This is a genomic window from Bacillus sp. FSL K6-2819, assembly GCF_038008305.1.
Classification (GTDB): domain Bacteria; phylum Bacillota; class Bacilli; order Bacillales; family Bacillaceae; genus Bacillus; species Bacillus amyloliquefaciens.
In genome coordinates this window covers 2,490,143-2,513,064 of the sequence record NZ_JBBOYV010000001.1, presented here as the reverse complement: position 1 = coordinate 2,513,064, position 22,922 = coordinate 2,490,143, and the positions used below count along the sequence as shown (strand labels likewise).

27 protein-coding genes and 1 tRNA gene are annotated in these 22,922 nt (G+C 45.0%); 21 read left to right on the top strand and 7 right to left on the bottom strand.

Going from position 1 to position 22,922, the window contains the following annotated elements; translation table 11 throughout:
• The first annotated feature begins 138 nt into the window (after window positions 1-138).
• The 9 genes from MHH91_RS13110 (at window position 139) to pstB (MHH91_RS13070) (ending at window position 9,593) form a co-directional block, all read left to right on the top strand.
• On the top strand, window positions 139-621 hold the full coding sequence (locus MHH91_RS13110) for a DUF456 domain-containing protein (RefSeq protein ID WP_013352895.1): 483 nt from the start codon (window positions 139-141) through the stop codon (window positions 619-621).
• A 165-nt stretch (window positions 622-786) separates the two neighbouring features.
• The gene (gene sodA / locus MHH91_RS13105) at window positions 787-1,392 is read left to right on the top strand and encodes a superoxide dismutase SodA (RefSeq protein WP_014470669.1); all 606 of its coding nucleotides are present in this window, start codon (window positions 787-789) and stop codon (window positions 1,390-1,392) included.
• A 119-nt stretch (window positions 1,393-1,511) separates the two neighbouring features.
• On the top strand, window positions 1,512-2,801 hold the full coding sequence (locus MHH91_RS13100) for an MFS transporter (protein ID WP_013352893.1): 1,290 nt from the start codon (window positions 1,512-1,514) through the stop codon (window positions 2,799-2,801).
• Window positions 2,802-2,902: 101 nt separating this feature from the next.
• Window positions 2,903-5,053, top strand: coding sequence for a peptidoglycan D,D-transpeptidase FtsI family protein (locus tag MHH91_RS13095; RefSeq protein ID WP_013352892.1), 2,151 nt, complete (start codon window positions 2,903-2,905; stop codon window positions 5,051-5,053).
• A gap of 156 nt (window positions 5,054-5,209) precedes the next feature.
• Window positions 5,210-6,112, top strand: a complete 903-nt coding sequence (locus tag MHH91_RS13090) for a phosphate ABC transporter substrate-binding protein (protein ID WP_013352891.1) — start codon at window positions 5,210-5,212, stop codon at window positions 6,110-6,112.
• Between the two features lie 48 nt (window positions 6,113-6,160).
• Complete coding sequence (gene pstC, locus MHH91_RS13085; RefSeq protein WP_013352890.1) at window positions 6,161-7,090, top strand: phosphate ABC transporter permease subunit PstC; 930 nt, start codon at window positions 6,161-6,163, stop codon at window positions 7,088-7,090.
• On the top strand, window positions 7,090-7,974 hold the full coding sequence (pstA, locus tag MHH91_RS13080; protein WP_013352889.1) for a phosphate ABC transporter permease PstA: 885 nt from the start codon (window positions 7,090-7,092) through the stop codon (window positions 7,972-7,974). The genes pstC and pstA overlap by 1 nt, the downstream gene beginning before the upstream one ends.
• Window positions 7,975-7,992: 18 nt before the next feature.
• Window positions 7,993-8,799, top strand: coding sequence for a phosphate ABC transporter ATP-binding protein PstB (gene pstB, locus MHH91_RS13075; RefSeq protein WP_013352888.1), 807 nt, complete (start codon window positions 7,993-7,995; stop codon window positions 8,797-8,799).
• 11 nt (window positions 8,800-8,810) lie between these two features.
• Entirely contained in the window at window positions 8,811-9,593 is a 783-nt protein-coding gene (pstB, locus tag MHH91_RS13070; protein WP_013352887.1) for a phosphate ABC transporter ATP-binding protein PstB, read from the top strand.
• Between the two features lie 98 nt (window positions 9,594-9,691).
• Here the strand turns inward: pstB (MHH91_RS13070) and MHH91_RS13065 are convergent, their stop codons facing one another.
• Both MHH91_RS13065 and MHH91_RS13060 read right to left on the bottom strand, forming a co-directional pair.
• Window positions 9,692-10,156 (bottom strand): endolytic transglycosylase MltG, encoded by a 465-nt coding sequence (locus MHH91_RS13065; RefSeq protein WP_013352886.1) that lies wholly within the window; start codon window positions 10,154-10,156, stop codon window positions 9,692-9,694.
• Window positions 10,153-10,506: a hypothetical protein gene (locus tag MHH91_RS13060; RefSeq protein WP_003153047.1), complete on the bottom strand. Its 354-nt coding sequence runs from the start codon at window positions 10,504-10,506 to the stop codon at window positions 10,153-10,155. Before MHH91_RS13060 ends, MHH91_RS13065 begins: the two co-directional genes overlap by 4 nt.
• 347 nt (window positions 10,507-10,853) lie before the next feature.
• Here MHH91_RS13060 and rpmG point away from each other — a divergent pair, with 347 nt between their 5' ends.
• The 3 genes from rpmG (at window position 10,854) to MHH91_RS13045 (ending at window position 11,881) form a co-directional block, all read left to right on the top strand.
• Window positions 10,854-11,003 carry a 50S ribosomal protein L33 gene (gene rpmG / locus MHH91_RS13055; RefSeq protein ID WP_003153056.1) on the top strand — a complete coding sequence of 50 codons (150 nt, stop codon included), beginning with the start codon at window positions 10,854-10,856 and terminating at the stop codon, window positions 11,001-11,003.
• 79 nt (window positions 11,004-11,082) lie between these two features.
• Window positions 11,083-11,637 carry a 5-formyltetrahydrofolate cyclo-ligase gene (locus tag MHH91_RS13050; protein ID WP_014470667.1) on the top strand — a complete coding sequence of 185 codons (555 nt, stop codon included), beginning with the start codon at window positions 11,083-11,085 and terminating at the stop codon, window positions 11,635-11,637.
• A gap of 70 nt (window positions 11,638-11,707) precedes the next feature.
• Complete coding sequence (locus tag MHH91_RS13045; RefSeq protein WP_007408311.1) at window positions 11,708-11,881, top strand: hypothetical protein; 174 nt, start codon at window positions 11,708-11,710, stop codon at window positions 11,879-11,881.
• Between the two features lie 77 nt (window positions 11,882-11,958).
• Here MHH91_RS13045 and nhaC read toward each other — a convergent pair whose 3' ends face one another.
• Window positions 11,959-13,323 (bottom strand): Na+/H+ antiporter NhaC, encoded by a 1,365-nt coding sequence (nhaC, locus tag MHH91_RS13040; RefSeq protein ID WP_013352884.1) that lies wholly within the window; start codon window positions 13,321-13,323, stop codon window positions 11,959-11,961.
• A gap of 242 nt (window positions 13,324-13,565) precedes the next feature.
• Here nhaC and MHH91_RS13035 point away from each other — a divergent pair, with 242 nt between their 5' ends.
• The 5 genes from MHH91_RS13035 to MHH91_RS13015 all read left to right on the top strand — a co-directional run bounded on the left by MHH91_RS13035 (window position 13,566) and on the right by MHH91_RS13015 (window position 17,408).
• Window positions 13,566-13,790, top strand: coding sequence for a YqgQ family protein (locus tag MHH91_RS13035; protein ID WP_014470666.1), 225 nt, complete (start codon window positions 13,566-13,568; stop codon window positions 13,788-13,790).
• 18 nt (window positions 13,791-13,808) lie between these two features.
• Window positions 13,809-14,771 carry a glucose kinase GlcK gene (gene glcK / locus MHH91_RS13030; RefSeq protein WP_013352882.1) on the top strand — a complete coding sequence of 321 codons (963 nt, stop codon included), beginning with the start codon at window positions 13,809-13,811 and terminating at the stop codon, window positions 14,769-14,771.
• An 82-nt stretch (window positions 14,772-14,853) separates the two neighbouring features.
• Window positions 14,854-15,978 carry a M14 family metallopeptidase gene (locus MHH91_RS13025; RefSeq protein WP_013352881.1) on the top strand — a complete coding sequence of 375 codons (1,125 nt, stop codon included), beginning with the start codon at window positions 14,854-14,856 and terminating at the stop codon, window positions 15,976-15,978.
• Window positions 15,979-16,050: 72 nt separating this feature from the next.
• Window positions 16,051-17,088, top strand: a complete 1,038-nt coding sequence (locus MHH91_RS13020) for a YqgU-like beta propeller domain-containing protein (RefSeq protein WP_014472106.1) — start codon at window positions 16,051-16,053, stop codon at window positions 17,086-17,088.
• 5 nt (window positions 17,089-17,093) lie between these two features.
• Entirely contained in the window at window positions 17,094-17,408 is a 315-nt protein-coding gene (locus MHH91_RS13015) for an MTH1187 family thiamine-binding protein (RefSeq protein WP_013352879.1), read from the top strand.
• A gap of 33 nt (window positions 17,409-17,441) precedes the next feature.
• Here MHH91_RS13015 and MHH91_RS13010 read toward each other — a convergent pair whose 3' ends face one another.
• The gene (locus MHH91_RS13010; protein WP_013352878.1) at window positions 17,442-17,615 is read right to left on the bottom strand and encodes a DUF2759 domain-containing protein; all 174 of its coding nucleotides are present in this window, start codon (window positions 17,613-17,615) and stop codon (window positions 17,442-17,444) included.
• A 154-nt stretch (window positions 17,616-17,769) separates the two neighbouring features.
• On the opposite strand from MHH91_RS13010, the gene MHH91_RS13005 reads away from it, so the two are divergent.
• On the top strand, window positions 17,770-18,408 hold the full coding sequence (locus MHH91_RS13005) for an MBL fold metallo-hydrolase (RefSeq protein WP_014470665.1): 639 nt from the start codon (window positions 17,770-17,772) through the stop codon (window positions 18,406-18,408).
• A 39-nt stretch (window positions 18,409-18,447) separates the two neighbouring features.
• Here MHH91_RS13005 and MHH91_RS13000 read toward each other — a convergent pair whose 3' ends face one another.
• Window positions 18,448-18,693 (bottom strand): DUF2626 domain-containing protein, encoded by a 246-nt coding sequence (locus tag MHH91_RS13000; RefSeq protein ID WP_003153078.1) that lies wholly within the window; start codon window positions 18,691-18,693, stop codon window positions 18,448-18,450.
• 235 nt (window positions 18,694-18,928) lie between these two features.
• On the opposite strand from MHH91_RS13000, the gene MHH91_RS12995 reads away from it, so the two are divergent.
• A complete protein-coding gene (locus MHH91_RS12995) occupies window positions 18,929-19,309 on the top strand; it encodes a Spx/MgsR family RNA polymerase-binding regulatory protein (protein ID WP_013352876.1) in 381 nt (126 codons plus the stop codon).
• Window positions 19,310-19,373: 64 nt separating this feature from the next.
• On the opposite strand, the gene MHH91_RS12990 is transcribed toward MHH91_RS12995, so the two are convergent.
• A tRNA-Gln gene (locus MHH91_RS12990) sits at window positions 19,374-19,444 on the bottom strand.
• 77 nt (window positions 19,445-19,521) lie between these two features.
• Here MHH91_RS12990 and MHH91_RS12985 point away from each other — a divergent pair.
• Window positions 19,522-20,349: an STAS domain-containing protein gene (locus tag MHH91_RS12985; protein ID WP_013352875.1), complete on the top strand. Its 828-nt coding sequence runs from the start codon at window positions 19,522-19,524 to the stop codon at window positions 20,347-20,349.
• Window positions 20,350-20,386: 37 nt separating this feature from the next.
• On the opposite strand, the gene MHH91_RS12980 is transcribed toward MHH91_RS12985, so the two are convergent.
• Window positions 20,387-21,688: a hemolysin family protein gene (locus MHH91_RS12980; protein ID WP_013352874.1), complete on the bottom strand. Its 1,302-nt coding sequence runs from the start codon at window positions 21,686-21,688 to the stop codon at window positions 20,387-20,389.
• Between the two features lie 146 nt (window positions 21,689-21,834).
• Between MHH91_RS12980 and MHH91_RS12975 the strand changes: the two genes are divergently transcribed.
• Window positions 21,835-22,785, top strand: coding sequence for a magnesium transporter CorA family protein (locus tag MHH91_RS12975; RefSeq protein WP_013352873.1), 951 nt, complete (start codon window positions 21,835-21,837; stop codon window positions 22,783-22,785).
• Window positions 22,786-22,922 lie beyond the last annotated feature (137 nt).

Below are 22,922 nucleotides of genomic sequence, written 5' to 3'. Positions count from 1 at the left end.
GTATATGTTGCTTATTGTATCGTTCACAGGGGATGAACACAAGCGAGAGTATTTAAAGCGGTGATAAGGAATCATACATAATAAGAAAAAAGCGGAATGCGGTGATCGCTCCGCAAAACAAAGGAGGGTGTTTTTGTTATGAGTGTTTTGTATTGGGTGATTATCATCGCGGTCTTCGCCGTTGCTTTTATCGGTCTGGTGTATCCGGTGATTCCAAGCGTTATTTTTATAGTGGCTGGTTTTCTCCTTTACGGATTTTTGTTTTCCTTCAGCCCGTATTCCTACCTGTTCTGGCTCATTGAGGCGGTATTTGCGGCCGTTTTATTCGCAGCTGACTACGTGTCAAATTTACTTGGCATTAAAAGGTACGGCGGGAGCAGGGCGGCGATCTGGGGAAGCACGATCGGGTTATTGATCGGGCCTTTTGTTATTCCCGTGGCAGGCATTATTTTAGGCCCGTTTATCGGTGCTGTCTGCGCTGAGGTGTTTGTTCATCAAAAGGATATTAAATCCGCTGCAAAAGTGGGGCTGGGCTCTTTAATCGGCTTTTTAACAAGCGTCGTCGCCAAAGGAGTCATTCAGCTCTTTATGATCGGATACTTCTTGTGGACGGTGCTTTAGAAGGTTTAATTTCGGCTGTGAACGGATAAAGTGTAGTATGTCTGCTGGAATCGCCGGATTGTGAGCTTTTTCATTGATTACCATGCTTTCTTTTGTTACATTGAGATTAGAAAAGTTCGCGCATAGCGGCATTTCAGTACATATATTTAAAGGAGGAAAAAAATTATGGCTTACAAACTTCCAGAATTGCCTTACGCTTATGATGCTTTAGAACCGCATATCGATAAGGAAACGATGACGATTCACCATACGAAGCACCATAACACATACGTTACAAACCTGAACAAAGCGATCGAAGGATCAGCGCTTGCAGAGAAATCCGTAGATGAGCTTGTTGCTGATTTAAACGCAGTGCCGGAGGATATCCGCACGGCTGTCCGCAACAATGGCGGCGGACATGCGAACCACTCTTTATTCTGGACTCTTTTATCTCCGAACGGCGGAGGCGAACCGACTGGTGAGCTTGCTGAAGAGATCAAAAGCACATTCGGAAGCTTCGATCAATTTAAAGAAAAATTCGCTGCAGCAGCTGCCGGCCGTTTCGGTTCTGGCTGGGCTTGGCTTGTTGTAAACAACGGCAAACTTGAAATTACAAGCACGCCAAACCAAGATTCACCGCTTTCAGAAGGCAAAACGCCTATCCTCGGTCTTGACGTTTGGGAGCACGCTTACTACCTGAACTACCAAAACCGCCGTCCTGATTACATTTCAGCTTTCTGGAATGTTGTGAATTGGGATGAAGTTGCCCGTCTTTACAGCGAAGCAAAATAATTGATTTAAATCATCACAAGGTCTCCTGCGGGAGGCCTTGTTTTTTTATTGACTTTGATTCCTTTTACATATCTCAGTTTGAGTGAGACAGACTAATGTGTAGTAAAGGGGAGTCAATGATGAGCAAAATAAAAAAAATTATCGGCGACATCGAAGTAAATAAAGGGCTGCTGCTGTTATTGACGATTGGCGGCCTTTACTCTTTGGGCATCGCGCTGTCAAATACATTTGTCAACGTGTATTTGTGGAAGCAGTCGGGAAAATTTATTGATTTGGCCATATACAATTTATCGGTCGTGACGATGCAGCCGTTTACCTTTCTGCTGGCGGGGCGGCTGGCTAAAAAAATTGACAGGGTGTTTATTCTCAGGTTCGGGGTTATCTTTTTGGCTGCTTTTTATTTAAGTGTGCTGCTTGCCGGGCAAAATGCGGCTTCCCGTCTCGTTTTGATAGGGGCCGTGCTTGGAGTGGGGTACGGCTTTTACTGGCTGGCTTTTAATGTGCTGACTTTCGAAATAACGGAACCTGAAACGAGAGATTTTTTCAACGGATTTTTAGGCATCTTGTCTTCATCGGCGGGAATGATCGGTCCGATTGTGGCCGGGTATGTCATTTCAAGACTTGAAAACAATACGGGTTATACAGTCATTTTCAGCCTGTCGCTCGGCTTATTTGCTCTCGCCGTGGTCATGAGCTTTTTTCTGAAACGGAGGGAGTCGAAAGGCCGTTTTATGCTGAAAAAAGTTTTTGATGAGCGCCACACGAATCTGAATTGGCGCCGGATTACCAACGCGCACTTTTTTCAAGGCTTGAGAGAAGGGATTTTTGTTTTTTTAATCAGCGTATTTGTGTTCATTGCGACAAACAGTGAACTGGCGCTCGGGACGTTCGGCCTCGTTAATTCTGCGGTTTCTTTTTTTGCCTATTATTTTGCATCAAGGCTCATCAAAAAAAGAGCGCGTAAAAAGGCGATTCTTATCGGCGGATTGATTGTGTACGGCGCCCTGTTTCTCATAATTTTTCATATGAGCTTCACGACGCTTCTTATGTACGGAGTGTTTATTGCCATCGGCTATCCCGTTCTGCTTGTGCCGTATGTCTCGCTTACATATGATGTGATAGGCCGGGCGCGGCTTGCCAGAAAGGCCAGAATTGAATACATTGTGCTCAGGGAATTGTTTTTAAATGCAGGCCGGATCGTTTCCATCCTGTGCTTCCTTTTGATCGTTACATTGCTGAAGGAAAAAGTGGGAATACCGACGGCGCTCGTGCTGCTCGGAGCCGGCCATCCGCTGATTTATTACTTTATAAAAGACATTAAACTGGATGCGGAAACTTCTGATGAAACAGTGGAAGAAGACCGACAAAAACGGGCGGCTGAACCGAATTTTATAAAAGGAGAAAGATAAAAGGGTTATCTGTAGAAAAATATCGAAAAAACCTTTAGAATGAAAAATGGCACCTGAAAAGAGGGTGTCATTTCTTTCTGTAAATAAGAAAAGGTGATGTCATGAGGAGAAATAAAAAGAAAATAGCAGTAAACAAAGAAAAGAAAAAATCACTGCCGATCCGGCTTAATTTTTTGTTTTTGGCCGCGTTTCTTATTTTTACGTGGATTATCGTCGAGCTTGGCATCAAGCAGATCGTTCAGGGTGATGACTATAAAAACGCCGCCAACAAGCAAGAGGAGTCTGATGTCAGCACGGCGGTTCCGAGAGGGAAAATATACGACCGGAACCTTAATCCCATCGTAACGAATAAAGCATTAAATGCGATTACATATACACGTTCAGCCTCAACCACCCAGGCGCAGCGTTTAAAAATCGCAAAAAAATTGTCTGGTATGATTAAGGTAAGCACCAAAAAGGTGACTGAACGGGACAAAAAAGACTATTGGATGTTAACGAGGCCTGATGAGGCAAAAAAACTGATTACGGCAAAAGAAAAGCAAAAAGCTGAGGACAAAAAGCTGTCTGACGATGATTTATACCAGCTTCAGCTGAAACGGATCACGGACAAACAGCTGAACGAACTCACTTCAAAAGATATGCAGGTCCTTGCGATCAAAAGGCAGATGGATTCAGGCTACTCACTGACTCCTCAATACATCAAAAATGAAGGTGTGTCGGCTAAAGAAATGGCCGTCGTCAGCGAACATTTAGATGAACTGCCGGGGGTTGACGTGACGTCTGACTGGGAACGGTCTTATCCAAATAAAGGATTATTAAAATCAGTTCTCGGCAGTGTCTCGAGTTCCAATGAAGGGCTCCCTTCAAACCTTCTTGAACATTATTTGTCGCTAGGCTATAGCAGGAATGACAGGGTTGGAAAAAGTTATTTAGAGTATCAATATGAAAATCTGCTCCAGGGACAAAAAGAAAAAGTGAGAAACGTAACTGACTCCTCTGGAAACGTGACAGATACTGAAACGGTTACAAAAGGTAAAGCCGGTGACGATTTAGTGCTCACCATAGATACCGAATTGCAAAAAGACGTTGAAAAAATTATTGAGAAAAATTTAAGAGCGGCAAAGGCAAGACCAAGTACACAGCTGCTTGACAGGGCATTTGTCGTAATGATGGACCCGCGCAACGGAGAAGTGCTTACAATGGCGGGCAAACAAATTAAACAAGTAAACGGTAAATATAAAATTGATGATTATGCACTAGGAACAATGACGTCTTCTTATAACATGGGTTCAGCTGTAAAAGGAGCAACGCTGTTAACTGGTTATCAGACAGGTGCTATAAAAATCGGGAATATCTTTACGGACGAAGTTTTGAATATTAAAGATTCCCCTCCTAAAAAGTCGGTAAGTGTGATGGGACCGATAAATGATTTAACAGCTCTTGAGCGTTCCTCTAACGTATATATGTTTAAAACTGCGATTGCGATTGGTAAGGGTAAATATATATCGGGGCATTCATTGCCGCTTGATTACAGCGCATTCGATAAATTTCGTTATTACTTCAGTGAATTCGGTTTAGGTGTAAAAACGGGCATTGATCTTCCGAATGAAGCGACAGGATATGTGGGAACTAAAAGACAGTCAGGGTTCCTGCTTGACTTTGCGATCGGACAATTTGACACATATACACCGCTTCAAATGGCTCAGTATGTATCGACCATTGCCAATGGAGGCTTTCGTATGAAACCTCAAATCGTAAAAGAAGTACGAAAGCCTGATTCTAAAAAAGGTATCGGAGCCGTTGTTGAATCGGTTAACCCGGAAGTAATGAACCGCCTCGATATGACGGAAAGTGAAATTAAACGTGTTCAGCAAGGTTTTAAGCTTGTTATGCAAGGCGCTCAAGGTACTGCAAGAGCAAATTTTGCTAATAAAAGTTATAACCCTGCTGGTAAAACGGGAACCGCACAGGCCTTCTATGATGGTCCTATAAAATCAAGAACCGGCGCGTCTACTTACAACACAACACTTGTAGCTTATGCGCCTGCAGATCATCCTGAAGTTGCCATTTCGGTCGTAGTTCCATGGGCTTACGAAAATTACAATGACAGATATTCTATCACCAATGACATTGGGGAAGCGGTACTAGACAAATACTTCGAGCTGAAAAAGAAGCAAGAAGAAAATAATACGAAGCAGAAAAACGAAGATAAAATCCAGAAAGACGCTGAAAACGGCAATACAAATAACTGATAGAAAAAACGCTCACAACTTGTGGGCGTTTTTTTTATACAAAAAAACATCCGGATTTACAAAACCTTAACATTTGATTTATACGCATTTTACACGAACCCTTTACTCTATACGTGTAGGACAAATTACACATTAAACGCAGGGGGAATTCAGGAAATGAAAAAAAACAAATGGATGCTTACGCTTCTGATGGCTGCTGTTATGATCGTTGCTGCAGCATGCGGAAATGCAAAGGAAAGCGGCAAGACGGACGGCCAATCTGCAAGTGAGGATAAAAAAGCATCAGGTTCTTTAACCATTTCTGGTTCATCAGCCATGCAGCCGTTAGTACTGGCAGCGGCGGAAAAGTTTATGGAAAAACATCCGGATGCTGATGTGCAGGTACAAGCGGGAGGTTCAGGAACAGGTCTTTCGCAAGTGTCTGAAGGCGCAGTGCAAATCGGCAACTCAGATGTCTTTGCCGAAGAAAAAGAAGGCATTGATGCGAAAGCCCTAAAAGATCACCGTGTAGCGGTAGTAGCGATGGCAGCTGCGGTTAACCCGGGTGCGGGTGTGAAGGATATAACCAAAAAACAGCTGGCAGACGTCTTTACAGGCAAAATCAAAAACTGGAAAGAGCTTGGCGGGAAAGATCAAAAGATTACTCTCGTGAACCGTCCTGATTCATCAGGAACACGCGCTACATTCGTCAAATACGCTCTTGACGGAGCAGAGCCGGCTGAGGGCATCACGGAGGATTCCTCCAATACAGTCAAAAAAATCATTGCGGAAACACCGGGAGCAATCGGTTATCTGGCATTCTCTTATATAAACGATGATAAAGTAACGCCTTTATCGATCGGCGGCATCAAACCGGAAGAGAAAAATGTCGTCACAGGCGAATATCCGATTTGGGCTTACGAGCACTCTTATACGAAAGGTGACGCGTCAGGCCTGGCAAAAACATTTCTTGACTATTTGAACAGTGATGATGTTCAGAAAAGTATCGTAAAAGATCAGGGCTACATTCCGATCTCTGATATGAAAGTCACACGTGACGCAAACGGCAAGCAAAGCTGAGGGGAGGGCGGGCTCCCCGCCTCTTCTTCTTTATAGGAGTGTAAACAAATGATAAATCACAGAGAAAAAGAGTCTGTAAGCGAACGCTTAATAAGCTCAAAACAAAACAGGCAATTGGATGAAGTCCGCGGAAGAGTGATTGTGTCTGTCTGTGCGGCGATTATCATTGCGGCATCAGCGGCGATCACAATCTTTCTCGGCATTAAGGGGCTGCAATCTTTTTTTGTAAATGGTGTAAGCCCGATTGAGTTCTTAACAAGTCTGAATTGGAATCCAACCCAGGCAAAGCCTGAGTTCGGCGCGCTGCCTTTTATTTTCGGATCATTTGCGGTCACGGTTCTTTCCGCTTTGATCGCAGCACCCCTCGGTATCGCGGGTGCTGTGTTTATGACGGAAATTGCGCCGACTTGGGGGAAAAAGGTACTGCAGCCGGTAATTGAGCTGCTTGTCGGCATTCCGTCCGTCGTTTATGGATTCATAGGTCTTACAGTATTGGTTCCGTTTATTGGCTCTTTTAAATCAAGCGGAACGGGTCACAGCCTTCTGGCGGGAACGATCGTGCTATCGGTTATGATTCTGCCGACCATTACGTCGATTTCCGCTGATGCGCTTGCGTCACTTCCGAAACACCTTCGCGACGGTTCATATGCGCTTGGTGCGACGAGATGGCAGACAATCAGGAAGGTGCTCATCCCGGCGGCGTTTCCGACATTGCTGACCGCTGTCGTGCTCGGGATGGCAAGAGCGTTCGGAGAAGCTCTCGCCGTACAGATGGTTATCGGAAATACAAAGCTTCTGCCGGAAAGCTTGCTTGATACGGCGGGAACATTAACGACGATTATCACCTTAAACATGGGCCATACCACATACGGCAGTATTGAAAATAATACGTTATGGTCGATGGGGCTTGTTCTTCTCATTATGTCGTTTCTGTTTATATTGCTCATACGCTACTTGTCATCTAGGAGGAAAGTGTAATGAACCGGAAAATAACGGATAAATTGGCCACCGGTGTATTCGGTTTATGCGCCGCTGTGATCGCGGCGATTTTGGCAGGATTGTTTTTGTATATTCTGATTCACGGCGTCTCTGAAATCACCTTGCATTTTCTTACGTCAAAATCGAGCGCCATCGCGTCCGGCGGCGGGATACGGGATCAGCTTTTTAACTCCTTTTACATTCTGTTTATCACCATGCTGATCACGATACCGCTTGGTGTGGGGGGCGGCGTCTTTATGGCTGAATATGCGCCGCAAAATAAAGTCACAGATTTTATCAGAACGTGTATTGAAGTTCTGTCGTCGCTTCCGTCGATTGTTATCGGGATGTTCGGCATGCTGATGTTTGTGAACCTGACCGGATGGGGCTACACGATTATCGGGGGCGCGCTCGCATTAACGGTCTTTAATCTTCCCGTAATGGTCCGGGTGACAGAAGGCGCGCTCACCGCAGTTCCTAAGGAGCTGAAAGAAGCTTCTCTCGCTTTAGGCGTATCGAGATGGTATACCGTCAAAACCGTGCTGATTCCGAGTGCGATTCCTTCGATTTTAACCGGCGCCATTTTGGCATCAGGAAGAGTATTCGGAGAAGCGGCGGCATTGTTATTTACAGCGGGGCTGACAACGCCGCGGCTGAACTTTACGGATTTGAACCCGTTTTCGGAAGCCTCTCCTTTAAACATTTTCAGGCCGGCTGAAACGCTGGCGGTTCATATATGGAGTGTCAATACGCAGGGAATCATTCCCGATGCAGAAGCGATTGCAAACGGCGGCTCGGCAGTGCTGGTGATCTCGGTGCTCTTGTTTAACCTTTGTGCAAGATGGCTCGGATCTGCCATTTATAAAAAGCTTACGGCAAATTAATCGAAAAGAGGCGAAAACATGATAGATCACATCGTCAGGGAACAATCCGAACAGACAAAGCGATCGCCGGAGTCTTCGATTTTGGAAGTGAATGATTTATCAATTTATTACGGTGACAAACAAGCGGTTAAACATGTAAACATGGATATTGAAAAACATGCGGTGACGGCTCTGATCGGTCCGTCCGGCTGCGGAAAATCAACATTTCTGAGACAGATTAACAGAATGAATGATGCCATCCCTTCTGCGAGAAGCGAGGGGGACATCCTTTATGAAGGACTGAATATTCTGGGAGATGAGATTAATGTCGTGTCTCTCAGAAGGGAGATCGGTATGGTGTTTCAAAAACCGAATCCGTTCCCGAAATCCATTTACAATAACATCACACATGCGCTCAAGTATGCGGGTGAACGCAGAAAAGCCGTTTTGGACGAAGCGGTAGAAGAAAGTTTAACGAAGGCGGCGCTTTGGGATGAAGTCAAAGACCGGCTTCATTCATCGGCTCTTTCGTTATCAGGCGGCCAGCAGCAGCGTCTATGCATCGCCCGTACGCTTGCGATGAAACCCGCCGTGCTTCTTTTAGATGAGCCGGCCTCAGCTCTGGACCCCATTTCAAACGCCAGAATCGAGACGCTGCTGACAGAACTGAAGAAAGATTATTCTATTATTATCGTTACGCATAACATGCAGCAGGCCCTGAGGGTGTCTGACCGCACGGCATTCTTTTTAAACGGAGAAGTAGTGGAATACGGGCAGACAGAACAGATTTTTACGAGTCCCAAGGAGCAAAAGACAGATGACTACATTAACGGAAAGTTCGGATAGGGGGAAGGACCGTGAGCGTTGTGAAAGAAGCGGTGCACACACAGAATTTATTTGATATTCACGGCATGAACGTATGGTACGGGGCTCATCAAGCTTTAAAAGACATCACGATCGGATTTGAGGAGCGGAAAGTAACTGCCATCATCGGTCCGTCCGGCTGCGGTAAATCCACTTTTATTAAAACATTAAACTTAATGCTGCAAATGGCTCCGAATGTCAAAGTGACAGGTGACATGATCTATAACGGACGCAATCTGCTGAAGGAGAAGACGGATGCGGCAGAATTAAGAAAACAGATCGGTATGGTGTTTCAAAAAGGCAATCCGTTTCCGCAGTCCATATTTGAAAATGTCGTCTACGGCCCGAGAATACATGGCGAAAAAAATAAAAAGAAACTGCTTGAAATCGCTGAGGAATCTTTAAAGGCCGCGGCGCTCTGGGATGAAGTGAAGGATCGTCTTCACCAGCAGGCGCTTTCACTGTCGGGCGGCCAGCAGCAGCGGCTGTGCATCGCAAGGGCGCTCGCCACAAAACCGGACGTCCTTCTGATGGATGAACCGACGTCTGCCCTCGACCCCGTGTCCACCCGGAAAATAGAAGAGCTTATTTTGACTTTGAAAGAAAAGTACACGATTGTCATTGTGACGCACAATATGCAGCAGGCTGCAAGGGTCTCTGACCAAACCGCGTTTTTCTATATGGGCGAACTGGTAGAGTGGGGTGATACGGGAAAAATCTTTTCACAGCCGGATCACCAAAAAACGCATGACTATATCAGCGGAAAATTCGGATAAAAAAACGGGCCCGGCCATAGACCGGGTCCGTTTTATATTGCTCATTAAAAAAGCCTGCCGGCCGTATCCATCTGAATGGACGATGCCTGCAAGCTTTTTTAGCGGGTTAATGTTTTGACGATTTTCTTAAAGCTCATATCTGAGTCGACTTTGAAATGGCCGGCACGGATTTCTTTGTGGTAGCCAGCGTCAATTACGTAATCATTAAAGTCCTTCGCTGAAGGAATAATCCCTTCTTTTTCAAGAATGGATGACACATCAGCAGTGCTCATTCCGTCTTTAATCGTCAGTTTATATGTTACCTTTTTCTTTTTGGCGTCTGAGTTTTGATCGTTGCTCAGCGATTTTTCTTTAGAGTCAAGCAGTTTTTGATAGTCATCCCGTTTGACGGAGACTTTTTGCTGGGAGTCGAGGTAGCTGTTTACTTCTTTTTCTGTTAATGCTGTTTTTTCAGTTTTAACGGCAGCTGCCTGGTCATGGTCAGTCAAATAAAAGACAGCGGCGAGGACGGCCGTCGCTAAAATCATGCCTGCTGCAAAAGCCTGAATGCCCCGTTTTGTCATACGAGCACCTTCTCATTATCTTTAATAATGGTATTGACGTCCTCGACAGACACGTGCTCTGCTTTTGCGATGGCTTCGGCAGACATCCCGTTGTTATATTTTGAAATGATTTGTTTGGCGATTTTTTGGTTAATGCCGCTGCTTTTGGCTTTGCGGATCACGAGGTTGGTTTCCAGCAATTCTTCTTCAAGCACCGTCATTTTCTTTTTTAACTTGTAAATTTCCTGCATGGCGGAAAGCTGAAGCGTTTCAAGCTCCTGTTCCACGTCTTTCATCGGATCTCTTTGAGAATATGAGAATGCAATAAGCGCTATACTGACGATAAACAACGCAATAATAGCAATTTCCACGTTTCATCACCTTCTATTATTAATTTGCCCTTCTTTTTTATACCATAAAACGCCGCCATTCTAAAGGAAATAGAGAAAAAAACGGAATTTTGTCGGGAAATCTTGTTTATTCGGGGAGCAAACGGATATTTCTCTATAGATTTCGCATGAGAATGTCCTTTTTTGTCCTGTTTCGTCATATTTTGTATCTGTCTTGCGCAAGCTCATTCAGGCGATCAGAAGCATAAACTGATGTTTTCTGCACTTAAACAACATTTCATGTAAATCAGCTCTAGCATTCCGTCCATTATAGTGGTATTATATATAAGTCTGAATAAGTAAATGATATTTAGTTTGGAGGGAAAATAATGCGCGTTAATATTACTTTGGCTTGCACTGAATGTGGTGAGCGTAACTATATTTCTAAAAAGAACAAACGCAACAATCCGGACCGCGTTGAATTTAAAAAATATTGCCCACGTGATAAAAAATCTACGTTACACCGTGAAACAAAATAAGCTGTTTAAAACGGCGGAAAAAAGCTGGAGCTTTCAATAAAGTTCTGGCTTTTTTGTCTTTCAGGGAGGTTTGAGGAACGTGAAAGCACAAATCAGAACCGATATAAAAGCAAAGCTTTCTGCTATAACAGAAAGTGAATGGGAGGCAAAATGCCGCAGCATGCGTGAAACGCTGTTTTCTTTAAAGGAATGGAAACAAGCCCGCATGATCGCCGTTACCGTCTCGAAACGCTTGGAAATCCCGACACGGCCGATTATTGAACAAGCTTGGAAAGAGGGAAAACAAGTCTGTATCCCGAAATGCTTCCCGAAAACGGGCGCAATGGAGTTCCGTACATTTTCTGGGGATGATCAACTGGAAACCGTATATGCTGGCCTTAGTGAACCGATCGAAAGCCTGACGGAAAAAGTGGCCCAAAAAGACATTGATCTTGTACTTGTGCCAGGTGTAGCTTTTGACCGGGAAGGCTTCAGAATCGGATACGGCGGAGGATATTATGACAGGTTCCTGACCGGCTATGCCGGCCGTACCGTGTCGCTTCTCTTTGACTGCCAGCTGACGGACCGCATTCCCCGCATGCCCCACGATATTCCGGTCGATACGATCGTGACTGAATCTGAAATCATCGCTTAATCGCATAAAAAACGTCTTGCACCGGAATAATTTTCGCTGTTTGACAAACGATAGGGGCAGGAGGGATAAGATGAAAAAATTGTTGATCTACTCACTATGCGCCGTATCTGTTTTAGCCGTTTACCAAAACCGCTACCGTCTGATGAACAGCGTGCTCAGCCAGCCGGGGATCAGACGGTCGTTTATTCATTTCTTTTTAAAAATACCGTTTATCAGAAATAAGTTCATTCAGCAGGCATTTTAAACAAATCCCGTTTCTTCAGCGGGATTTTTTGCATGAAAAAACCTGCCGGGAAAAAGACGGCAGGTGTCTTCGGATTGTCAGTTTTTTTTCAGGAAACCAAGCAGGATTGAGATCATCGGAGAAATGTACAGGAAAAAGGTAAACGGCAGGTAGTCGATGACGGGAACCCCTAATGCGCTTGCCATAAAAGCGCCGCTTACTCCCCATGGAATCAGCGGATTGATCAATGTTCCGCCGTCCTCCAGCGACCGCGCAAGGTGAATCCGCTTAATGCTGAGCCTGTCATATAAAGGTTTATAGGACTGACCAGGAATTAAAATTGACAAGTACTGCTCGCCTGTCGCGAGATTTACGCCTATGCTTGAGAAGACGGTCGCCAAGACAAGACGTCCTTTCGTATGCACACCTTTTATCAATCCTTGAAGCAGCGCTGCGATCAGTCCTGTTTTTTCCATCAGGCCGCCGAGCGCAAAGGCAATCATGATCAGAGAGACGGAACCCATCATGGATTGGAGCCCGCCTCTGTTGATAATGCTGGCTACAGCCTCATCGCCGGTTTTAAATGCCGTGCCGCTTTGCAGGGCAGAAATAAATCCTTGAACGCTGCTGCCAGGAATGAAAAAAGCCGTCAGAATCCCTGCGGAAATAATCCCGGCGGTAAGCACCGGAATAACGGAAACCCGTCTGACCGCCAGAATGATTACCAACAGAGGTGAAAGAAGCGACCAAGGCGTAACGTGTACGGCCTGTTTAATTCCGGAAATGACCGCCTCAATATTTTGCGTTGAAGCGGCATTTATTGAAACGGATGAACCGAGAATATAAAAGAGAACGATTGTAATCAGCAGTGCCGGAACGGTCGTGCCCATCATATGGCGGATATGTTTAAAAATCGGAATTTCGCCGATTCCGGCGGCAAAATTCGTCGTGTCGGACATCGGTGACATTTTATCACCGAAACAAGCCCCGCAAATGACTGCTCCCGCCGTCCATTCGAGCGGAACACCCGCCGCGCTTGCTACCCCTAACAGCGCGACGCCGATTGTACTGACAGTTGTCAGACTTGAGCCGACAAGCGTGCTGATGATCATGCAGGAAAATAATGCGGTCAAAAGAAGCTGGCTCGGCTGTATAATCGATAAAGCGTAAACGGTGACGGCGGGAATGGCACCGCTGTACATCCAGGCGCCGATCAGCACACCGATCAAAGCCAGCACGATAATCGGCTGTACTCCGTTTTTCAAACCGTTGACAATTCCTTTTTCAAGACTGTCCCACGAGAAACCGAGCCACAAACCTGCCAGAGCCAGAATAATGACGCAAAAAAACAGTGGCATATGCGGTTCCGTATGAAAGAAAAACAGGCAGGAAATAATGACTGCTAACATCAAGACAAATAAACTGATGGCTGAGATGAACGTCAGCCTTTTTTCTTGTTTCAAAACAACACCCCATCAAACTTTAATCCTTTTTTCTTGTTTCAAAACAACACCCCATCAAACTTTAATCCTTTTGTGCTTTTGGGCACGAAAGTATTGTAACAGAAAAACGCATAAATGAGAGTTTTTTTACAATTATGAATATACATTTTATCAAAATGCCGCTAGGATATTTTCTCCAATCGTTTTTTGCTTGACTCCCGCTTCAGAGATGAAATACGCTTATACTCATAAGAAGAGTAGAAATGGTGAAGAAGATGAATTCATTTTATGACGTGCAGCAGCTGTTTAAGTCATTCGGCCATATCGTTTATTTCGGTGACAGACAAGCCGAAATTGACTTTATGAAAGATGAATTAAAGGAGATGTACTTGTCAAACGTGATTGAAAGAGAATTATGGCTGAAAGCCGCCGGAGTTCTTCAACAGGAATCAGAGCGGATTAAAGGAAGGTCCAACAGCAGGATTTAATAAGAAAAGGAGATCATTATGGAAGAGACATGGTTTGCGGGGATTGATCTTGGCGGAACAACCATCAAGCTGGCCTTTATCAACATGTACGGTGAAATTCAGCACAAATGGGAGGTTCCGACCGATAAATCAGGAAACACAATTACGGTCACGATCGCTAAAGCACTTGACCAGAAACTCGAAGAATTGAATAAGCCGAAACGGATCGTAAAATGGATCGGCATGGGAGCGCCCGGACCCGTGGAAATGGCGACGGGGATGGTTTATGAGACGACAAATCTGGGGTGGAAAAACTATCCCTTGAAAGACCATCTCGAGGCGGAAACGGGTATTCCGGCCGTCATTGAAAACGATGCCAATATCGCGGCGCTCGGAGAAATGTGGAAAGGTGCAGGCGACGGAGCTAAAGATGTCATTTTAGTGACGCTTGGAACCGGAGTCGGCGGGGGCATCATCGTCAACGGAGAAATCGTTCACGGTAAAAACGGGGCAGGCGGAGAAATCGGTCATATTTGCAGTATCCCGGAAGGCGGGGCTCCGTGCAACTGCGGAAAATCCGGCTGTATTGAAACGATTGCGTCAGCAACCGGCATCGTCCGCATCGCGAAAGAAAAGCTTGCAGCGGTTTCCGACTCTTCGCTCCTGCAAGTGCGCGATCTCACGGCACGTGACGTGTTCGAAGCGGCAAAACAGCAGGATAAGACAGCGCTGGAAGTCGTCGATTATGTCGCAAAACATTTAGGCCTTGTGCTCGGAAACCTGGCAAGCGCCATGAACCCGACTAAAATCGTGCTCGGCGGAGGCGTCTCGAAAGCAGGAGAAATACTGCGGTCAAAAGTGGAAGAGACCTTCAAAATCACCGCGTTCCCGCGTTCTGCGGAAGCGGCCGATATTTCGATTGCGGCACTTGGAAATGACGCCGGAGTCATCGGCGGGGCGTGGATTGCCAAAAATGAATGGCTTAAATATCAAAACTGCTAGAGAAAGTCTGCCTGCCCATATAGCGGGCGGCTTTCTTTTTTTACCTCCCATGTCATATAGTTTTTTAAAAAGGGGGATGAACATGGCGGGAATTCGTGTCACACCTGAAATGAAACAGCATATGAAAGCTGTCGCAAAGGTGCTTTCAATTGATGAAAAACTGTTGAAAGACGCCAATAAAACGGCGAAAAGCGAGGAATTATTTTGTCCCGGCTTTGTCGTGAGCGGGCAGTCAGAGGGTCCGATCGGGACGCTGAGCGGGCTTTCGCAATACATCCGGCGCTGTAAAAGCGTTCTTTCCAGTGATCAATGGGTGAAGGAAGAAAAAGTGTACGGCGCTCAATCGGTTTTTGAAGAAATTGAGAAAATAACGGATGTCTTTCCATTTGTCATGTGCCGTAAAATCGGCAGTTCCGTGTTGGGAAAACCGCTTTATGAGCTGACAATAGGTGAGGATACAGCCGAAAGAAAAGTGCATGTAAACGCCTCTTTTCATGCCAATGAATGGATCACCACCTCGGTTGCGCTAAAATGGTGTAAAGAATATTGCGCGGCGTTATGCAAAAATAAGACGGTTTTTGGGTATTCCGCGCTTGATATATTCAGCCGGACATCACTGTCATTCGTTCCGCTCGTAAATCCCGACGGTGTTGATCTCGTCCTTTACGGATGTGAAGATTTATCAGAAAAAAGTGAATTTCTCAATGAATTAAATGAGTACCGCCCGGATTTCCGCGAATGGAAGGCGAATATAAACGGCGTTGATTTAAATAAACATTTCCCGTCCAATTGGGACATTGAACAGAGGCGCAAACCGAAAGCCCCTTCGTACCGGGATTTTCCGGGCATGGCGCCGCTCACTGAACCGGAAGCGCAGGCGATGCACCGGCTGATAACCGAACAGCCGCCTGACAGGGTGATCGCTCTTCATACGCAGGGACAAGAGATTTATTGGGGATATGAAGGATATGAACCGGAACAATCCGCTCAGGTCATCCGGGAGTTTGAAGAGATAAGCGGAAACCGCTATCAAGGTGTAAAAACCATTGACAGCCATGCCGGTTTTAGGGATTGGTTTATACAGCAATACGGAAAAGAGGGCTATACCGTTGAACTTGGAAAGGGAAAAAACCCTTTGCCTTTTCATCAGTTTGCTGATATTTATCAAGCGACGGAAGGCATTTTGTGGAGGTCGCTCGTTTTTTGAGACATCTGTGAAATTTCTCATTTGTTTACATAAACAAATATGGGACAATAGAAAAGAATGGGGGGAAGGCTGGTGAGATACTTGTTTTGTGTTCTGCTGTCCGCATTCGTTCTGTGTTTAGCGGCCTGTGAACCATCTCATCAGCAGCATGACACAGGCGTTTCGGCAAAATCAGCAGAACAGAAAATCGTTCCGCTCAGTAAAAATGAAGCGGAGAAAGCGGAAGGATGGCTGGATAACAGAACCATTCTGTATACAGCGCATCATCAGCTGATGAAATATGATCTTTTCAGCGGAAAATCCGAACGGCTCTATGAAACAAGGGGCCATATTGTCAATGTAAAGATCAGCCCGAAAAAACAGCTGATTCTCGTTCAGGTGACAAACAGCGGGCAGACGGAGCTTGAGCTTATGAACAAGGAGGGGAAAAGACTTTATCACAAAGCCTTTAACTCTTATGAGCTGGAGACGGCTTGGAATCCGTATGACCCGTATCAAATGATGATTACCGTTTTTACTGAAACATGGGACTTCACAACCTATACGGCCGATATGAAAAACGGCATTTTAAACATGAGTCCGGTTCAGACACCTTTTGTCCATTGGACGTCTTCTGATGAATTTCAATATATCAAGCAAGGGAAAACGGAAGAAGAGGGTCCTTTATATTCTTATGACTTGCAGACGAAAAAAGAAAAAAGAGTGCTTCATCACGTCATCTGGGCCGATTCCCGCCCGGGTATGACGATTGCCGTCAGACAAACTGATCAATCGGACGGCGACGGCGAGTTTTTTTTCCAAAAACCGGCATCCGTGACACACCGCTTTCCTCTTCAAAAAAAGTATGAGAGCTTTGCGCCGATGGAATATGATTACGATCAGACGCACAAGCGGTTTTACATATTTAAGCCGGAGGGCCGTTTATACAGGCTGATCAGCTTTGACTTAGGGGACGAACGGGAGCGGACGGTGCTCACGAATACGGAAATGGAGCCGATTCAGATCTCACCGGACGGGGAATACGCTTTATACGGCTTTACGTATGACCGTCTGATTTCACTGAAAACAGGTATGACAGAACCAATCATAACAAATGAAAAAGGAGTTTGAATCAAATGGCAATTGCAGATGTGACAATTATCCCGATCGGAACAAAAACACCGAGCGTCAGCGAGTATGTAGCGGACGTGCAAAAGATTTTGGAGGGCTACAAAGCTGCCGGCAAAATCAAATTTCAGCTCACACCGATGAACACTTTGATTGAAGGTGAGCTGAGCGACTTGTTTGCAGTCATTCAGGACATTCACGAAGCCCCGTTCCATAAAGGGCTGCACAGAGTGGCGACCAATATCCGCATTGATGACAGACGTGATAAAGAAACGACGCTTGAGAGCAAAATCAAAAGTGTCAGCAAACATTTGCAGCAATAAAAAATAAGCCTGTATCCTAATGGATACAGGCTTTTAATGTGCAGTCGGATAGCCGCTGGTTATAACGGTCATTACGGTAAACCAGCCAAACACGCCGAGCGTGGCGGCGGCTAACAAAAATCCCAGGATATTTCTCTGTCTGACAGCCCGCAGGACTCCTAATACAGCTAATAATGCGACAAGGCCGAAGATTACAACAAGTAACATCATGCTCCCCCTTTGTCATTGGAACCTGAAAATCTTTCCATTTCATTTTAACCGTTTTCATTTTATTTGTCGATAGCGTTTTCCCGGCCGCATTCATTGAATCTTCCGCAGAAAACCTTCATAATAAGGGCATATACATAAAGAGGTGATGAAAGTGAAATGGAGACGAATGCCGGCCGGTCCGATTCAGGCAAACGCGTATTTTCTCGTCAGTGAGGATCAGTCCTGTCTTATTTTTGATCCGGGCGGGGAAGCGGACAAAATCAACAATTACATAAAAGAAAACAATCTGAAGCCGCTTGCCGTCTTGCTGACGCACGCCCATTTTGACCATATCGGCGCGCTTGATGAGGTAAGAGACAGATGGGATGTTCCCGTGTATCTTCACAAAAATGAAGAAAAGTGGCTGGAGGACTCTTCCTTAAACGGATCAGGCATATTGCGGGGCATCGCCGTCACGGCACGGCCCGCTGATCGGCTGATTGAAGGCGACGGCGTTTTGGACATCGGACCGTTCCATTTGGAGACGCTGTTTACGCCGGGTCATTCACCTGGAAGCGTTTCTTATTATGTAAAGGACGCCGATCTTGTGATTTCAGGCGATGTGCTTTTTCAGGGGGGCATCGGCCGCACGGATTTACATGGAGGAAGTCAGGACGTATTGCTTGATTCCATCCATCAAAAATTGCTCACACTGCCCGGGCATACACTTGTGTTAAGCGGGCACGGCCCGGAAACGGACATCCAGACAGAGCAGGAAAGAAACCCGTTTATCAATGGTTTTTCACTGTAAATGAAAAAAGACAGACCGTAATCGGTCTGTCTTTTTTAGTCAGTGGGTTCCGCCGCCCGGTGTCATAATAAAAATAGAGTAATATGTAAATCCGGCGAAAAATACGGTTAAGTAAGCTCCGAAAATATAAATATACATCCGCTCAGTCAGATTCAAATAAGAAAGAAATACGAAAAAGATCGTCTGTCCAAAAAACAAAAGAGATGCGTCCTTCATGCCGCCTAAAAAAAACATTACTGCAAAAATCCCCGTCCAAAATCCTAACACCCGGAACATGCGATTCATTCCTTATCCCCTCCCGAGAGTCTATCTGAAGTTAATTATAATGGATCGGCAGTCGAAATGTAAACATTTTCATGATTATATTTATTGTGGAATTTATGTCTTTCCCCGTGTTTTATATCTTATGCCGCTCTGAACAAAAGATCCGAAAATTTTTTTGAAATACGTTTAGTGAAAAAAAGTTCAGGGTACTTATGTTTACAAAGAGACGGATTATCCGAGGGAGGAATTTTTAAAAATGAAAGAACTTATTTTTTATTCATACCCGAGCTGCACATCATGCCGAAAGACGAAACATTGGTTAAAAGCCCACAACATTGATTTTCATGAGCGCCATTTATTCAGGGAGACACCGACAATTGATGAATTGAAGCAAATCTTATCCTTAACGACCGAAGGAATTGATGAAATATTAGCGACGAGAAGCCAAACATTTAAAAACCTCAACCTGAATCTTGAAGAAATGACTGTAAATGAAGTGCTGAAGCTTCTGACTGAAAAACCGAAGCTGCTGCGGCGTCCGATCCTGATCGATCACAAAAAACTCGTTATCGGATATAATCCCGGAGAATTAATGAAACTGACGAAGAAAAAAACGGTACATCAATCCGTATCATAAGAGAAAAACGAAGATCCGCTGATCAAACATTATCAGCTAATCTTCGTTTTTTGCGGTTACAGGACTGGGCTAGCTGGATTCGAACCAACGATCACGGAGTCAAAGTCCATTGCCTTACCGCTTGGCTATAGCCCATCGGATGTAATTACAGTATGTGCGTCCGGCGGCAATTTATACATACAAAGTAATTTTGATTTGAATGGAGGAAACCCGTGAAACATTTAAATGAAGTGTTATCTGAAGCATTAATTGAAGAATCAGGTGAAATCACACGCCAATGGCTGCTCATACCCGAATCGGGGCGGCCTTCAGATGATCAGAGAGCAGAAACGCAGCACCGCCTGTTAATTGAAATCGTTGCCAGGATTATATCGGAAAAAGACGGTGGGGACGAGGAACTGACAAAGTGGGCGCTGCAGTTCGCAAGAGACCGGGCCGTGCATGAAGTCCCGGTCTATGAAAGCGTCGCGCGCTTTAAAGAATTCCGGAGATTGGTCTGGAATCGCATACAGACATGCAGTGAAACGATGTCCGAGAAGCCCGGGACGCCTGCGGTATTTCAATGGGGAGAGAAGCTGAACAAAGCAATTGACCATATGATTGAAGTCTTTACAGAGGAATATTATAAAGTGACGATTAGGCAATTAAACGCCCAAAAAGAAATGATTAATGAATTAAGCGCGCCGATTATGCCGATTGCCGGTATTGGGATTATGCCGCTTGTCGGCGAAATTGACACATACAGGGCAAAGATCATTTTGGAATCGGTGCTTGACCAATGTTCTTCGCTCCGGCTTTCCTATTTATTTTTAGATATCTCAGGTGTGCCGATTGTAGACACAATGGTCGCTTATCAAATTTTTAAAGTGATTGACAGCACAAAACTTCTTGGCATAGAAACGACAATCTCAGGCATCCGGCCGGAAATCGCGCAAACCGTCGTGAAGCTCGGCATCGACTTTTCTCAAGTGAAAACAGAACAGAGCCTGACGAAGGCGCTGGCGAAAAACGGATTTGTCGTAAAAGAATCATTAAGATGATAAAAAGCTGAATGGCAGAGAGGGATTTCTCCCTCAGCTATTCAGCTTTTTCAGCTTCAATCGTCCTGATATGATGGCTGTCGATTTCTTTTACCGTGAATGTGTATCCTTCAAAATCAATCACGCTCCCTGGCTTTGCATCAATATGCTGAGTCAGAAACCAGCCCCCGAGTGTATCGACTTGATCAGCCGTAATCTCTGTTCCGAGTACATCATTGACGTCACTGATCAGCAATTTGGCGTTTAGGAGATAGCGGCTGTCCCCAAGCTTTTGAACGGAGGGTGTCTCATCCGTGTCAAATTCGTCCCGGATCTCGCCGACGATCTCTTCGATGATGTCTTCCGCCGTTACCAATCCTGCGGTTCCGCCGTACTCATCAATGAGAATGGCCATATGAGCATGTTCCCGCTGCATTTTAACGAACAATTGATAAATCGGGATCGTCTCAATCACATGGATCGCCGGCTGAATGTAAGGACTGAGCTCGTGTTTTGTAAACGGAGCTCCTTCTGATAGGAATCTGAATAAAACTTCTTTTATATTGATAATGCCGACAACATGATCTTTGTCTCCCTTTACTACGGGATACCGGGTATATTTATTTGTTTTGATAATATCCCGGAGCATATTTCCCGATCCGCTGTCCAGCGGCAGGCTCACCATTTCATTCCGGGGCACCATGATTTCTTTTGCAGTGCGCTTATCAAATGTGAAAATGTTATTTACGTAATGAAGCTCGCTTTTTTTGATCATGCCGCTTCGATAGCTTTCGGCCAGGAGCACCCGCAATTCCTCTTCCGTATAGGCCATTTCATGTTCGGAAGCCGGCTTCAAGCCGAACAGGGCTGTAATCAGGCGTGCGGAATGATTAAGCAGCCAGATGAACGGAAACATTAACTTATAAAACAAAATCATCGGTCTGGCAAACAAAAGTGTAATCCGCTCAGCTTTTTGGATAGCAAAACTTTTCGGTGCGAGTTCACCGATGACGACATTCACATATGTAACCAGCAGAAATGCAATGATGAGTGACAGGACATGGGCAACCGCTTCATGAAGTCCGGTTTTTAAAAATAACGGCTGAAGCATTGCTTTGACTGTCGGTTCACCCAGCCAGCCGAGTCCCAAGGCGGTTACGGTGATACCCAATTGGCACGCCGATAAATATTCATCAAGGTGTGTAATGACATGCTTGGCAGCTTTTGCCCCTTTCATCTCTTCCTGAATGAGCTGATTGATGCGGGAGCGCCTTGCTTTAACGATTGAAAACTCTATAGCGACAAAACATGCCGTTAATAAAATAAATAGTACGATGGCAGACAGTTTGATGATATACAATGGAACGCCTTCCGAGAAGGAAGGCTTGCACCTCCCTTTTTTCGGAATAATACCACTCTGGAAAGCTGGTCAAACATCAAACCTGGTTTAGCCCGCTGCAATTACGGTAATTAAAAGAAGAAAGCGATACTGGAGGCTGACAAGAGATGAAGGTACATTCGGGAGCGGACTGGGTTTGGTACCAGCTCGGTCCGCATGAAAAAACAGAAGCGAAAAAAATGATCCGCCACAATCACTGGCCGCAATGTGAAAAGTGGTTTGAACATGAAAACCATATAAACTTTCTGCGCTCAGATACAAATGATCAGAATAATGAAGCGGTTTTCGGTTCTTTAATCTATCATCAAGGATTAGATGATGAAAAAAATCATACCGTATTTCACTTTTATATTACGAGAGACTTCTTTTTTACGATTAATTTTGATTTTTCGCTGCTGCGCGGCATAAAAGAAAAGCACGCCACACAGCAGATCCAAACATGCGAGAATGCGATAGAAGGCTTTTTTGTTCTGCTCGGCGAGCTGATGAATTCCTATCTTATCGGATTAGATGAATTTGAAGTCAAGCAGCGGACGCTGAAATGGCAGATTCATGATGACAACAGTAAAGGAATCTTGGAAAATGTGCATAAACTGCGCCATGAACTGTTCATTTGGAAAGGGCTGACGCTGGGAGCTAAAAAAGTGGAAATGGCTTTAAAAGAAGCTTTTCTCCCGAAAAATGACAAGCAGAAAGATTACCTCAGGGCTCATCAAAAGATGGAAAGAGGCATTACATATATCAATGAATTTGATCAGGAACTGAGCAATCTGCTGCACGCAGAGGAAGTCATTACCTCCCAAAGAGGAAATGAAATTGTGAAAGCATTGACGATCTTTACAACTCTCTTTACACCGATGACGGCGCTCGGAGCTCTCTGGGGGATGAACTTTGATAACATGCCGGAGCTTCATTGGAAATATGCGTATATCGGTTCCATTGTGCTTATAATCGTATCAACCCTGCTGATTTATATTTATCTGCGGCAGAAGGGCTGGACAGGGGATATTCTGAAGGAGAATCAAAAGAAATATCTGCGGAAAGAAAAGAAACGCTAAGCAGAGCAGGCGCACGCCTGCTTTTTTTATGGCCGAAAATTGCTGAATGGAGCCGGGTTTCCTTCAGTAAATCAATATTTAAGCGGCTTATTTTTGCTTTTTTTACGATTTACACTGTGCAAAAAGCATTATTTCTC